This is a genomic window from Bradyrhizobium oligotrophicum (assembly GCF_051168495.1).
GTDB classification, from domain to species: domain Bacteria; phylum Pseudomonadota; class Alphaproteobacteria; order Rhizobiales; family Xanthobacteraceae; genus Bradyrhizobium; species Bradyrhizobium oligotrophicum_A.
In genome coordinates this window covers 24069-38956 of sequence record NZ_JBNPVB010000004.1, presented here as the reverse complement: position 1 = coordinate 38956, position 14888 = coordinate 24069, and the positions used below count along the sequence as shown (strand labels likewise).

At 64.3% G+C, this 14888-nt stretch carries 5 protein-coding genes; 4 read left to right on the top strand and 1 reads right to left on the bottom strand.

The genetic code is table 11. From position 1 onward, the window contains the following. Positions 1 to 477: 477 nt before the first annotated feature. From rpoB to ACQR1B_RS09520, 4 genes are all read left to right on the top strand, one after another. A complete protein-coding gene (rpoB, locus tag ACQR1B_RS09535; protein ID WP_434831174.1) occupies positions 478 to 4596 on the top strand; it encodes a DNA-directed RNA polymerase subunit beta in 4119 nt (1372 codons plus the stop codon). Positions 4597 to 4731: 135 nt separating this feature from the next. Further along, on the top strand, positions 4732 to 8931 hold the full coding sequence (gene rpoC / locus ACQR1B_RS09530; protein ID WP_434831175.1) for a DNA-directed RNA polymerase subunit beta': 4200 nt from the start codon (positions 4732 to 4734) through the stop codon (positions 8929 to 8931). 337 nt (positions 8932 to 9268) lie between these two features. Then, a complete protein-coding gene (locus ACQR1B_RS09525) occupies positions 9269 to 11368 on the top strand; it encodes an FAD-dependent oxidoreductase (RefSeq protein WP_434831176.1) in 2100 nt (699 codons plus the stop codon). A gap of 230 nt (positions 11369 to 11598) precedes the next feature. Next, the gene (locus tag ACQR1B_RS09520) at positions 11599 to 13656 is read left to right on the top strand and encodes an ABC transporter ATP-binding protein (protein WP_434831177.1); all 2058 of its coding nucleotides are present in this window, start codon (positions 11599 to 11601) and stop codon (positions 13654 to 13656) included. Here the strand turns inward: ACQR1B_RS09520 and ACQR1B_RS09515 are convergent. Next, on the bottom strand, positions 13602 to 14810 hold the full coding sequence (locus tag ACQR1B_RS09515; protein WP_434831178.1) for an FAD-dependent oxidoreductase: 1209 nt from the start codon (positions 14808 to 14810) through the stop codon (positions 13602 to 13604). The genes ACQR1B_RS09520 and ACQR1B_RS09515 overlap by 55 nt on opposite strands. Positions 14811 to 14888: the final 78 nt, after the last annotated feature.

The window sequence follows — 14888 nt, the reverse complement described above, 5'->3', positions numbered from 1 at the left end:
ACCGGGTGGTAACATCGCCCGGTCATCATGCGGACAAGGAATTTTGCAGAGGTGCCGGGCGCGGCCCGAAATTGCTGCAAAAGGCGTGCAACGGGATCGCCTGTTGCGGGCCGAACACGAAAATGTGTGGAAATCGTGGGGCTTGCCCCTCGAATCTCGTTTATCGTCGGCCCATATTGGGTCGGCAGCACGAAAAGCCGGTTATCGGTGGAGTGGCGACTCCATCCGTGGACCGTCGGGAGACAGGCAATTTCGGGCTTTTGCAGTCCGTGACGAGATGGTTGTGACGAGCGGGTGCGCCCTCGCGCCTCGCGCGTCGTTTTGCGTTTTGGTGGTCTGAAGAACAGATCTGGGACGTTTCCGTTCCGCGCTCTGCGCTTTCGACCTTCGAAATGGATCGAAATTCAACCCGGGATGGCGGTGGCAGCCGCTGTTTCGGAAGGATCGCCCCTCCGGGCGACGACATGAGAGGCCACGATGGCGCAGCAGACATTCACCGGTCGCAAACGCGTTCGCAAGTTTTTTGGACACATCAAGGAAGTCGCGGAGATGCCGAACCTCATCGAGGTTCAGAAGGCATCCTACGACCAGTTCCTGATGGTGGACGAGCCCACGGGCGGCCGGCCGGATGAGGGCCTGCAGGCGGTGTTCCGCTCGGTGTTCCCGATCTCCGACTTCTCGGGCACCTCGATGCTCGAGTTCGTCCGTTACGAGTTCGAGCCGCCGAAATATGACGTCGACGAGTGCCGCCAGCGCGGCATGACCTTCGCTGCGCCGCTCAAGGTGACCTTGCGCCTCATCGTGTTCGATATCGACGAGGAAACCGGCGCCAAGTCGGTCAAGGACATCAAGGAGCAGGACGTGTACATGGGCGACATTCCGCTCATGACCATGAACGGCACCTTCATCGTCAACGGCACCGAGCGCGTCATCGTCTCGCAGATGCACCGGTCGCCGGGCGTGTTCTTCGACCACGACAAGGGCAAGACCCATTCGTCGGGCAAGCTGCTGTTCGCCGCCCGCGTCATCCCGTATCGCGGCTCCTGGCTCGACATCGAGTTCGACGCCAAGGACATCGTGTTCGCGCGCATCGACCGTCGCCGCAAGCTGCCGGTGACGTCGCTGATGTTCGCGCTCGGCCTCGATGGCGAGACCATCCTGTCGACCTTCTACAAGAAGCTGATCTACAAGCGCATCAAGGAAGGCTGGCGCGTTCCGTTCGACGCCAACCGCTTCCGCGGCTATTCGACCGTCAACGACCTGATCGACGCCGACACCGGCAAGGTCGTGCTCGAGGCCGGCAAGAAGCTCACCGTCCGCGCCGCCCGCCAGCTCCAGGAGAAGGGGCTGAAGGCGCTGCGCATGTCGGACGAGGAGCTGCTCGGCAACTACATTGCCGAGGATCTCGTCAACCCGAAGACCGGCGAGATCTACGCCGAGGCCGGCGAGGAGATCACCGACAAGCTGTTCAAGGTGCTGAACGAGCAGGGCTACAAGGACCTGCCGCTGCTCGACATCGACCACGTCAATGTCGGTCCCTACATCCGCAACACGCTGTCGGCCGACAAGAACATGACGCGTGAGGACGCGCTGTTCGACATCTACCGCGTGATGCGTCCGGGTGAGCCGCCGACGCTTGATTCCGCGCAGGCGATGTTCCAATCGCTGTTCTTCGATGCCGAGCGCTACGACCTCTCCGCGGTCGGCCGCGTCAAGATGAACATGCGCCTCGAGCTCGATGCGCCGGACACCCAGCGCACGCTGCGCAAGGAGGACATCCTCTCCGTCATCAAGACGCTGGTGGACCTGCGCGACGGCAAGGGCGAGATCGACGACATCGACCATCTCGGCAACCGCCGCGTCCGCTCGGTCGGCGAGCTGATGGAGAATCAGTATCGCATCGGCCTGCTGCGCATGGAGCGCGCCATCAAGGAGCGCATGTCGAGCGTCGACATCGACACCGTGATGCCGCAGGACCTGATCAACGCCAAGCCTGCGGCCGCTGCCGTGCGTGAATTCTTCGGCTCGTCGCAGCTGTCGCAGTTCATGGACCAGACCAATCCGCTGTCGGAGATCACCCACAAGCGCCGCCTGTCGGCGCTCGGACCGGGCGGTCTGACCCGCGAGCGCGCCGGCTTCGAGGTGCGCGACGTGCATCCGACGCATTACGGCCGCATCTGCCCGATCGAGACGCCGGAAGGTCCGAACATCGGCCTGATCAACTCGCTCGCGACCTTTGCGCGCGTCAACAAGTATGGCTTCGTCGAGACGCCGTACCGGAAGGTCAAGGATGGCCGGGTCACCGACGAGGTGATCTATCTGTCGGCGATGGAGGAGGGGCGCTATCGCGTCGCCCAGGCCAACGTTCCGCTCGATGCCAAGGGCCGCTTCACCGAGGACCTGGTGGTCTGCCGTCACGCCGGCGAAGTGCTGCCGGTGACGCCGGACAAGGTCGACTACATGGACGTGTCGCCGAAGCAGCTGGTTTCGGTGGCCGCGGCGCTGATCCCGTTCCTCGAGAACGACGACGCCAACCGCGCGCTGATGGGCTCGAACATGCAGCGCCAGGCGGTGCCGCTGGTTCGCGCCGAGGCGCCGTTCGTCGGCACCGGCATGGAGGGCGTGGTCGCCCGTGACTCGGGCGCTGCGATCGCGGCGCGCCGCTCGGGCGTGATCGACCAGATCGACGCCACCCGCGTCGTCATCCGCGCCACCGAGGATCTCGATCCGACCAAGTCGGGCGTCGATATCTACCGGCTGATGAAGTACCAGCGCTCGAACCAGTCGACCTGCATCAACCAGCGTCCGCTGGTGAAGGTCGGCGACATCGTCAAGAAGGGCGACATCATCGCGGACGGTCCGTCGACCGATCTCGGCGAGCTCGCGCTCGGCCGCAACGTGCTGGTCGCGTTCATGCCGTGGAACGGCTACAACTTCGAGGACTCCATCCTGCTTTCCGAGCGGATCGTGAAGGAGGACGTCTTCACCTCGATCCACATCGAGGAATTCGAGGTGATGGCCCGCGACACCAAGCTCGGTCCGGAGGAAATCACGCGCGACATTCCGAACGTGTCGGAAGAGGCGCTGAAGAACCTCGACGAAGCCGGTATCGTCTACATCGGCGCGGAAGTGCGCGCCGGCGACATCCTGGTCGGCAAGATCACGCCGAAGGGCGAGAGCCCGATGACGCCGGAAGAGAAGCTCTTGCGCGCCATCTTCGGTGAGAAGGCCTCCGACGTGCGCGACACCTCGCTGCGGGTGCCGCCGGGCGTGCAGGGCACGATCGTCGAAGTCCGCGTCTTCAACCGCCACGGCGTCGACAAGGACGAGCGTGCGCTGGCGATCGAGCGGGAAGAGATCGAGCGTCTGGCCAAGGACCGTGACGACGAGCAGGCGATCCTGGACCGCAACGTCTACAGCCGTCTCGCCGACATGCTGGATGGCCGTCAGGGCATCTCCGGTCCGAAGGGCTTCAAGAAGGACACCAAGATCACGCGTGCGGTGCTCGACGAGTATCCGAAGTCGCAGTGGTGGTTGTTCGCCTCGGCCAACGACAAGCTGATGGCCGAGATCGAGGCCATGCGGAAGCAGTACGACGAGTCGAAGAAGGGGCTTGAACAGCGCTTCCTCGACAAGGTCGAGAAGCTGCAGCGTGGCGACGAACTGCCGCCGGGCGTGATGAAGATGGTCAAGGTCTTCGTCGCGGTGAAGCGCAAGATTCAACCGGGCGACAAGATGGCCGGCCGTCACGGCAACAAGGGCGTCGTCTCCAAGATCGTGCCGATCGAGGACATGCCGTTCCTGGAGGACGGCACCCACGCGGACATCGTGCTGAACCCGCTGGGCGTGCCCTCGCGCATGAACGTCGGCCAGATCCTCGAGACGCATCTCGGCTGGGCCTGCGCCGGCCTCGGCAAGCGCATCGCCCAGACGGTCGATGCCTATCTGTCGAAGCAGGACGTCAAGCCGCTGAAGGAGACCTTGAAGCGCATCTACGGCGAGGACGAGACCATCAAGTCGCTCAACGACAACGAGCTGATCGAGCTTGGTCACAATCTGAGCCGCGGCGTGCCGATCGCCACGCCGGTGTTCGACGGCGCCAAGGAAGCCGACATCGAGGAGATGCTGAAGCTCGCCGGCCTCGACGCCTCTGGTCAGTCGACCGTCTATGACGGCCGCACCGGCGATGCGTTCGATCGCAAGGTGACCGTCGGTTACATCTACATGCTGAAGCTGCACCATCTGGTCGACGACAAGATCCATGCGCGTTCGATCGGCCCGTACTCGCTGGTCACCCAGCAGCCGCTGGGCGGCAAGGCACAGTTCGGCGGCCAGCGCTTCGGCGAAATGGAGGTGTGGGCGCTCGAAGCCTATGGCGCCGCCTACACGCTGCAGGAGATGCTGACGGTGAAGTCGGACGACGTCGCCGGCCGCACCAAGGTCTACGAGGCGATCGTGCGCGGCGACGACACGTTCGAGGCCGGTATTCCGGAATCGTTCAACGTGCTGGTCAAGGAAATGCGCTCGCTCGGCCTCAACGTCGACCTGCACAACTCCAAGCTCGGACCGGCGCCGACGTCGGAAGCCGCCGAGTAAGTCGAGAGATCAAGGCCCGGCCGTCTTGGACGGCCGGGTGCCGGCGCCTTCGTCCTGCGGGTCGGGGCAGGGCGCCCTCTGCAAGAGATTTTCGAATTTGCGGCCGACCCCCGATCGGTCCGCGAGGAGAATACGATGAACCAAGAAATTATGAATCTCTTCAATCCGACGACGCCGGCTCAGGTCTTCGACCAGATCCGGATCTCGATTGCGTCACCGGAGAAGATTCTGTCCTGGTCCTACGGCGAGATCAAGAAGCCGGAAACCATCAACTACCGCACCTTCAAGCCCGAGCGCGACGGCCTGTTCTGCGCCCGCATCTTCGGGCCGATCAAGGACTACGAGTGCTTGTGCGGCAAGTACAAGCGGATGAAGTACAAGGGCATCATCTGCGAGAAGTGCTCGGTCGAGGTGACCTTGTCGCGCGTCCGGCGCGAGCGCATGGGCCACATCGAGCTCGCCGCTCCCGTCGCGCACATCTGGTTCCTGAAGTCGCTGCCGTCGCGCATCGGCCTCCTCCTGGACATGACGCTGAAGGATCTCGAGCGGATCCTGTACTTCGAATACTACGTCGTCCTCGAGCCGGGTCTGACCGCGCTCAAGGATCGTCAGCTGCTGTCCGAGGACGAATACCTCAAGGCGCAGGACGAATACGGCCAGGACAGCTTCACCGCCATGATCGGCGCGGAGGCCATCCGTGAGCTGCTGCGTGGCCTCGAGCTGGAGAAGCTCGAGCAGACGCTGCGTGCCGAGATGCAGGAGACCGACTCCGACATCAAGCACAAGAAGCTCGCCAAGCGCCTGAAGATCGTCGAGGCCTTCCGCCACTCCGGCAACAAGCCGGAATGGATGATCATGACCGTCGTTCCGGTGATCCCGCCGGATCTGCGGCCGCTGGTGCCGCTCGACGGCGGCCGCTTCGCGACCTCCGACCTCAACGACCTCTACCGGCGCGTCATCAACCGCAACAACCGCCTGAAGCGGTTGATGGAGCTGCGCGCGCCCGACATCATCATCCGCAACGAGAAGCGCATGCTTCAGGAAGCGGTGGATGCGCTGTTCGACAACGGCCGCCGCGGCCGCGTCATCACCGGCGCCAACAAGCGTCCGCTGAAGTCGCTCGCCGACATGCTCAAGGGCAAGCAGGGCCGCTTCCGTCAGAACCTGCTCGGCAAGCGCGTCGACTATTCCGGCCGTTCGGTCATCGTGGTCGGTCCCGAGCTGCGCCTGCACCAGTGCGGCCTGCCGAAGAAGATGGCGCTCGAGCTGTTCAAGCCGTTCATCTATTCGCGGCTCGACGCCAAGGGCCTGTCGACGACGGTCAAGCAGGCCAAGAAGCTGGTCGAGAAGGAGCGTCCGGAGGTCTGGGACATCCTGGACGAGGTCATCCGCGAGCATCCCGTGCTGCTGAACCGCGCCCCGACCCTGCATCGTCTCGGCATCCAGGCGTTCGAGCCGGTTCTGATCGAGGGCAAGGCGATCCAGCTGCATCCGCTGGTCTGCTCGGCGTTCAACGCCGACTTCGACGGCGACCAGATGGCCGTGCACGTTCCGCTGTCGCTCGAAGCGCAGCTGGAAGCGCGCGTCCTGATGATGTCGACCAACAACATCCTGCATCCGGCCAACGGTCAGCCGATCATCGTGCCGTCGCAGGACATCGTGCTCGGTCTCTACTACGTCTCGATCATGCGCGAGGGCATGAACGGCCAGGGCATGGCGTTCGGCAACATGGCCGAGCTCGAGCACGCGCTGCACGCCAAGGCCATCCATCTCCACAGCAAGATCAAGTATCGCTGGGAGGGGATGAACGAGGAAGGCAAGATCGCCAAGCGCTGGATCGAGACCACCGCGGGCCGCGTGATGCTCGGCAATCTCTTGCCGAAGCACCCGCGCGTGACCTTCGAGGTCATCAACAAGCTGATGACCAAGCGCGAGATTTCGGGCGTCATCGACCAGGTCTACCGTCACTGCGGTCAGAAGGAGACGGTGATCTTCTGCGACCGCATCATGGCGCTCGGCTTCTACAACGCCTTCAAGGCGGGCATCTCGTTCGGCAAGGACGACATGGTCGTGCCGGCGGGCAAGTGGAAGATCGTCGACAGCACCCGTACGCTGGCGAAGGATTTCGAGCAGCAGTACAATGACGGCCTGATCACCCATGGCGAGAAGTACAACAAGGTCGTCGACGCCTGGTCGAAGGCCTCGGAAGAGATCGCCAAGGAGATGATGAAGGAGATCTCCGTCACCAAGAAGACGGCGACGGGGGCGGATGCCGACATCAACTCGATCTACATGATGTCGCATTCCGGTGCGCGCGGTTCGCCGGCCCAGATGCGTCAGCTCGCCGGCATGCGCGGCCTGATGGCCAAGCCGTCGGGTGAGATCATCGAGACGCCGATCATCTCGAACTTCAAGGAAGGTCTCTCGGTTCTCGAGTACTTCAACTCGACCCACGGCGCCCGCAAGGGTCTCGCGGACACCGCGTTGAAGACGGCGAACTCGGGTTACCTGACCCGCCGTCTGGTCGACGTCGCGCAGGACTGCATCATCACGCAGGACGATTGCGGCACGCATCTCGGCATCAAGATGCGCGCCATCGTCGACGCCGGCACGATCGTGGCTTCGCTCGGCTCGCGCATTCTCGGCCGCGTGCCGTGCGATGACGTGCGCGATCCGGCCACCGGCAACGTGCTGATCAAGGCCGGCACGCTGATGGAGGAGAGCCATATCGACGCCATCCAGCAGGCTGGCGTGCAGGAGGTGAAGATCCGTTCGGCGCTCACCTGCGAGCTCGTCAACGGCATCTGCAAGATGTGCTACGGGCGCGATCTGGCCCGCGGCACGCCCGTCAACCACGGTGAAGCTGTCGGCGTCATCGCCGCGCAGTCGATCGGTGAGCCGGGCACGCAGCTGACGATGCGCACGTTCCACATCGGCGGCGCCGCGCAGCTCAACGAACAGTCCTTCGTCGAATCCAACTTCGAGGGCAAGGTCGTGATCCGCAACAAGGCGATCGCTCGCAACAGCGAGGGTCACCTGATCGCGATGGTGCGCAACATGGTGGTTGCCATCGTCGACGCCGACGGCACCGAGCGTGCGACGCACCGTATCCAGTACGGCGCGCGCATGCATATCGACGAGGGCGACACGATCAAGCGCGGTCAGCGCATCGCCGAGTGGGATCCCTACACCCGTCCGATCCTCACCGAAGCGGAGGGTACGATCGGGTTCGAGGATCTGACCGAAGGTCTGTCGATCTCGGAAACGCTCGACGAATCCACCGGTATCGCCAAGCGCGTCGTCATCGACTGGCGCGGGACGCGCGGTGGCGCGGACCTGCGTCCGGCGATCGTGATCAAGGGCAAGGACGGCAAGGTCCTCAAGCTCGCCCGTGGCGGCGATGCCCGCTACATGCTGTCGGTCGACGCGATTCTTTCGGTCGACGTTGGAGCGACGGTGAAGCCGGGCGACATCCTGGCGCGTATCTCGACCGAGAGCGCCAAGACGCGTGACATCACCGGCGGTCTGCCGCGGGTGGCGGAGCTGTTCGAAGCGCGCAAGCCGAAGGATGCCGCGATCATCGCCGAGATCGCCGGCACCATCCGGTTCGGTCGCGACTACAAGAACAAGCGCCGCATCTCGATCGAGCCGGTCGATAAGACCGAGGAGGCGCGCGAGTACCTGATCCCGAAGGGCAAGCACATCCATCTGCAGGATGGCGACATCGTCGAAAAGGGCGACTTCATCGTCGAAGGCAACCCGGCGCCGCACGACATCCTGGCGATCAAGGGCATCGAGGAACTCGCGGCCTATCTGGTCAACGAGATCCAGGAGGTCTACCGGCTGCAGGGCGTGCTCATCAACGACAAGCACATCGAGGTGATTGTCCGTCAGATGCTGCAGAAGATCGAGGTCACCGACCAGGGCGACACCGACATGATCTCGGGCGAACAGGTCGACAAGATCGAGTTCGACGCGCTGAACGAGAAGGCCAAGGAGGAGGGCAGGAAGCCCGCCACCGGCAATCCGGTTCTGCTCGGCATCACCAAGGCGAGCCTGCAGACCCGGTCGTTCTTCTCGGCGGCCTCGTTCCAGGAGACCACCCGTGTCCTCACCGAGGCGGCGGTCAACGGCAAGATCGATCCGCTCGAGGGTCTCAAGGAGAACGTCATCGTCGGCCGTCTGATCCCGGCCGGCACCGGCGCCTCCATGGCCCGCATCCGCGAAGTCGCCTTGAAGCGCGACAAGCTGATTCTCGACGAGCGCGAAAAGCAGGCGGCCATCGTGCCGTCGCAGCCCGAGCCGCAGCCGCTGGCGCTGCCGCCGGCAGAGTAAACGAACGGTTACGGCAGCGCCCGGCGGTGTCGGGTGCTGCCCAGCGTTCATCGATCAGAGAAAAGGCCGGCTGCAGCCGGCCTTTTTTTGACATTATCTTCTCCTGTTGCCGCGCTACTGCCCCGTTGTTCATCTTCCCTTCAGGGACGAAGGCGCTCTTGGATACATCAGATCCGCTGAGCTGGTTTCCCACGGCTGCCGTCGCGATGCGCCGATTTGCTCCGGCGCAAAGCTTCTGCAGGCCGGGTACGCTATGGCCGATCGAGCCCCGAGGGTGGCAGGACCCTGATATGGACGACCGGCGACGTCGCTGACAGCCGGAGATGGCGGAACTTCGATGCTTGACCTTGCGATTGTTGGTGGTGGTCCGGGCGGCTTGATGAGTGCCTGGTACTTGAGGCGGAAGCTCGGCGATCTCTGCAAGGTGACGATCTTCGAGGCGTCCGACCGGCTCGGCGGCAAGATCGTGACGCGCAAGTTCGATACGGCGCCGGCAATGTACGAGGCGGGGGTTGCCGAGATCTACGACTACTCGATGACCGGCCCCGATCCGCTGCGCGAGCTGATCCAGCATTTCGGCCTGCAGACGATTCCGATGGATGCGCTGCAGGTGCAACTCGACGGCGAACTGCTCGACGACGTGCCCGGCCTGCGCCGCAAATTCGGTCCGAAGACCGCTGCCGCCGTCGAGGCGTTCCGCAAGCGCTGCACCGAGGTGATGTCGCCGGTCGAATATTACGAGGGGGTCGGCGCGCACGACAACGAGCATCCCTGGGCCTACGTCACCTGCGAGGAACTGCTCGACAAGGAGGTCGAGGATCCCACGGCCAAGCGGTTCTTCAAGGTGATGTCGCGCTCCGACCTCGCGACCGAGGCGCATAACACCAACGGGCTCAATGCGCTCAAGAACTTCGTGATGGATATCGACGACTACATCGGCCTGTACTCGATCCAGAACGGCAACGAGCAGCTGATCGAGTGCCTGCGCTCGGAGGTCGACGCCGACATTCAGCTCAACCATCGTATTCTTCGCATCGGCAAGACGGAGCAGGGCCGCTACCGGCTCAACATGATGAACGGCAAGGGGCCCGAGATCCGCGAGTTCGATCTCGTGCTGGTGTGCCTGCCGCATTCCTGGCTGTCGACCGTCGGCTGGGACGGCGAGAAGCTGCGCCAGTCGATGGTCAAGCATATCGCCTATTTCGATCGCCCCGCGCACTATCTGCGCGTCTCGATCCTGTTCGACGAGCCGTTCTGGGGTGACAGGATCCCGGGTTCCTGGTTCATGTCGGAAGCGTTCGGCGGCTGCTGCGTCTACAATGAGGGCTCGCGCCACGATGTCGGCAAGCATGGCGTGCTCAACTGGCTGATTGCGGGCTCCGATGCGCTCGCCTTCGCCAACCTGTCGGATCAGGAGCTGATCGACGCCGCGGTGAAGTCGCTGCCGGCGGCGCTCGGCGATGCGCGGGCGCACTTCATGGAAGGCAAGATCCACCGCTGGCTGTCGTCGGTGAATGCGCTGCCGGGCGGCCTGCCGGTGCGCGACGTCATGACGAATCACCGTCCCGAGCCGAAGGAGCATCCCGGCATCGTGGTGGTCGGCGACTATCTGTTCGACTCGACGCTCAACGGGCTGCTCGATTCCTCGGATGCCGCCACCGACATCATCCTCACCGAGATGATGCGGCTGCGCCGCGTCCGCTCGCAGGCGGAGACGCCGCTGTCCGACAAGATCGACCGCGACTATTTCGACAATTATCGCGGGCAGGGGCCGTACAGCGAGGCGTGGGCGCATTTCACCGACCCGGACTACCTGACCAGCCTGATCAAGATCGTCTGGAACAAGGGCCAGGGAAAAGCCAAAGGCCAAGGTAAGGACCAAGGCAAAGACAAAGACTACAAGCTGCTGGTCGCCGGCTCCGCCAGCGGCGAGCTGGTCGGTGCGCTGCGCGATCGCGGCATCGATGCCTGGGGCATCGAGAACAACCGCTACATCCACGGCAAGACGCCGAAGGCGCTGAAGAAGTACAACAAGCTCGGCTCGGTCACCGACATGCCGTTCAAGGCCGGCGAGTTCGATTTCGTGTTCGAGACCAGCCTCTGCCATCTCGGCGACAAGCAGGTGGCACGCGCGATTCGCGAGCTCAACCGCGTCGTCAAGACCGGCCTGGTGTTCGGCTCGATCACCTCGGACATGGCGCCGGCGCTGGTCGACCGCTACGACCTCTTGCGCGGGGTCAAGAAGCTCGGCACCTGGTGGGAGTGGTCGGAGCTGTTCTTCGGCAACGGCTTCGACCTGGCGATGCATCGCCGCGACTGCACCGACGAGGTGTGGGCCGCGACGCTCGCCGCCAACAAGGGCCCCGGCCAGTGGTACGCGGACGCCGACAGCCTGCGCTACTCCTTCTTCGACAAGGTCGAGGACGATGAAGATTAGTGCGGCGAGCGGGATGGTGCGACGAGCGGAGGCATAAGCCGTCCGCGATCGCGTCCATCGCCGCGCCTCGCGCCGACGACTGTGCCGATTGCGCGACAGCAAGGCTGCCTCTGTCTTTTCCGGTGCGGCACCGTGTCGCGAGAATGCTGGCGGCAGGCCAGCGCAGATGTTAAAGCCGGACCGCTTTCATCCGTGACGGCCGTATCGGCCGTGCAGGATCGGTTCGTTGCATGGCGCCCAAATCTTCACGGCCGGAAAATCGGAAGTCCGCATCGGCGGCTGAGCCCGCCGATGATCAGGACAAGCAGGGGACGGCCGCTGCGGCCAAGTCTGTAGTTCCAAAAGCCGGAACGGGAAAGGCGCCGGCGAGCGACACGGCGCCTCTGATCGACGACGAGGACGATGAGGAGGACGGCGGAGAGGCCGGTCTCGATCTCGACGATGACGACGATGAGGATCTCGTCGTCTTTACCGCCCGCGAGGCGGCCGGCGCGCTGGCGACGATCTACGGCTTCGTCTCGCCGCTGCTGGCGAAATACAAGAAGATGCTGGCCTTCGTGACGATCGGCGTCCTGATCGAGACGCTGTTCAACGTCATCATGCCGCTGAGCCTGAAGTTCCTGATCGACGACGCGCTCGGCGAGGAGGACTTCGAGGCGCTCTACCGCATCCTCGGCGTGCTGGCCGCGGCCGGCATCTTCACCTCGATCGTCGCCGTGCTCTACGAGCGCTGGGATGCGCGGCTGGCGGCCGGCATCATCTCGGATGTCCGCACGCGTCTGTTCGATCACGTGCAGAACCTGCCGGCGGCTTATTTCCAGCGCACCAAGCGCGGCGAGATCCTGTCGCGCTTCTCGGTCGACATGTCGGCCTTCGAAGGCGTGGTCAAGACCTTCGTCAACAGTGCCGCGCTGCCGCTGCTCGAGCTCATCGCCGGCATCATCCTGATGCTGTTCCTCAACTGGCAGCTCGCGGCGATCGCGCTGCTGGTGTTCCCGATCACCCTGATCGGCCCGCGCATCCTGACGCCCAAGGCGGTGCAGGCGAATTACGAGCAGAAGCTCAACGAGTCCGCGCTGCTCGGCGTCATCCAGGAGAACATCGCGGCGCAGGCGGTCATCAAGGCCTTCAGCCTGCATCGCAAGGTGTTCGGCTGGTTCTCGTTCCGCAACGACGAGGCAAGGCGGAAGATCGCGGACGCGATGTTCCTGTCGACCATGGTCGAGCGCTCGGTGACGATCGCGGTGTTGCTGCTGCATCTCGTGGTGCTGGCGATCGGCGCCTATCTCGCCACCAAGGGCCAGATCACGATCGGCACCTTCGTGACCTTCGAGAGCGCGTTCTGGGAGGTGTCCTACAACATCGCCCATGTCATGCATTTCGTCCCGGTGTCGATCTCCTCGGCGGCCGCGATTCGCCACATGCAGGAGCTGCTGGACGAGCCCACCCGCGGCGCGGACAGGCCGGGCGCGCCGGATCTGCCGCGCATCAGCCACGACATCACCTTCGAGCGCGTCGGCTTCCAGTATGAGGGCAGCCAGACGCCGGTGCTCGACAATCTCAGCCTCAGGCTCGACGTCGGCAAGCGCATCGCGATCGTCGGCCCCTCCGGCTCGGGCAAGAGCACGCTGCTCAACCTGATCCTGCGGCTCTACGTGCCCGACGAGGGCCGCATCACCATCGACGGCGTCGACATCCGAAAAGTGACACGCGATTCGCTGCGCGGCAGCATGGCCGTGGTGTTCCAGGACAACATGCTGTTCAACATGTCGCTCCGGGAGAACATCCGGCTCGGCAAGGAAGGCGCGACCGACCAGGAGGTGGAGGAGGCCGCCAAGAAGGCGGAGATCCACCGCTACATCATGAGCCTGCCGCAGAAATACGACACCCTCGTCGGCGAGCGCGGCGACACGCTGTCCGGCGGCCAGCGCCAGCGCATCGCGATCGCCCGCGCCATCATCCGCAACCCCTCCGTCCTGCTGCTCGACGAGGCGACCTCGGCGCTCGACCAGACCACCGAAGCCGCGATCAACCGCACGCTGCTCAAGGTCGCCAAGGGCCGCACCATGATCTGGTCGACCCATCGCCTCACGTCAGTGGTCGAGATGGACGAGATCATCGTCATCTCCGGCGGCCGCGCCATCGAGCGCGGCAGCCACGCCGAGCTCCTCGCCAAGGACGGAACCTATCGCAAGCTCTGGGACGACCAGGGCCATCAGCCGAGCCGGCTGCATCAGGCCGACGACGACAGCGACGATGATGATGACGACGAGGATGACGAGGAATAGGCGCTGAGCGGTCTGCCCGCCAGCCGGTGCCAGACGCCGCGTCCGAGCGAGACCGCAAAGCGTGCCCAGCGCTGGGCCAGCCAATGGGGTCCGGTGCCGATCGAGACCGATCGAAAATTCCACGCCTTCTTCAACGACCACGCATCGCAGGCGATCTTGACCGGATCGTCGTAGAACGTGGCGATCTTGGCCTCGCTCATGCCGTCGGTGGCGAGCCAGCGCGGGATGTGGACGTTGCACAGGCGCTCGACGTCCGTGAACACCTTGTCGGAGCCGGTGCCGGTGACCGGGCAGGTGGTGCAGAACGCGTCGCCGACCAGGACGACGCCCGGCATGCGATAGCCGCTCGTGACGATGAGGTCGGCCGGCCGAACCTTGACCTCGCCGTTGACGGCGTAGTCGCCGGTGATCCGCCGCAGGCCGGGCAGGGCGGCGTCCAGGGTCTCGGCAGGATTGCGCCGGACCGCCCGCAGCCAGGGATCGTCGACCGCCCGATAGGCGAACAGGTTGGCGCGCATCCGGTCCCCGATCGGGAACAGGGTGACGTAGGGCACCCGGGCGCCGGCGCGTTCCTGGAAATAGGTCATGGCCGGGAACGGGAAGGCGGGACGGCCAACCGGCTCCAGATCGAAGCCGACCGAGATCGAATGCGCCGGGCTGGTGATCGTGCGGGTGATTCCCAGTGCGTGGCGCAGGCTGACGTTCAGCCCGTTGGCGAACACGACGAGGCGGGCGGAGAGTGTCTCGCCGTTGGAAAGGACCACCGACTGGCGGTCCTCGCCCGGCGTGATCGCGGCCGCCTTGGCCACGATTCGCCCGACCGATTCGGGAATTTCCTCGCGCACGGCGGCCACCAGCGCGTCGTACAGAATGCCGTATTGGTGGACCGGCGCCCGGTCGAGGACATAGCCGAATCGGGCAATCCAGTTCTCGGGTGCCAGCGTCGCCCGGCGAAGCGCCAGGTCGGCCACGCCGGTGCGGCGGAATCGCCCGATCTGCTCGGGGCCGGAGATCTTCTCGATTCGGAAGTCCGGTGGGTAGACGGCGTGTGGGTCGACCAGAATCGCGGAAACGCCGGCCTTGCCCAGCATGGCCGCCGTGATCGAGCCGGCCAGGCCACCGCCGATGATCGCTATGTCGGTATATCGGGTCACGGGACGCCTCGTCGCAGCGCCATCCTTGTCGCCGAAAGCCGAAAAAAGCCTTATCTTCAATGTTTCGGAACATTGCCC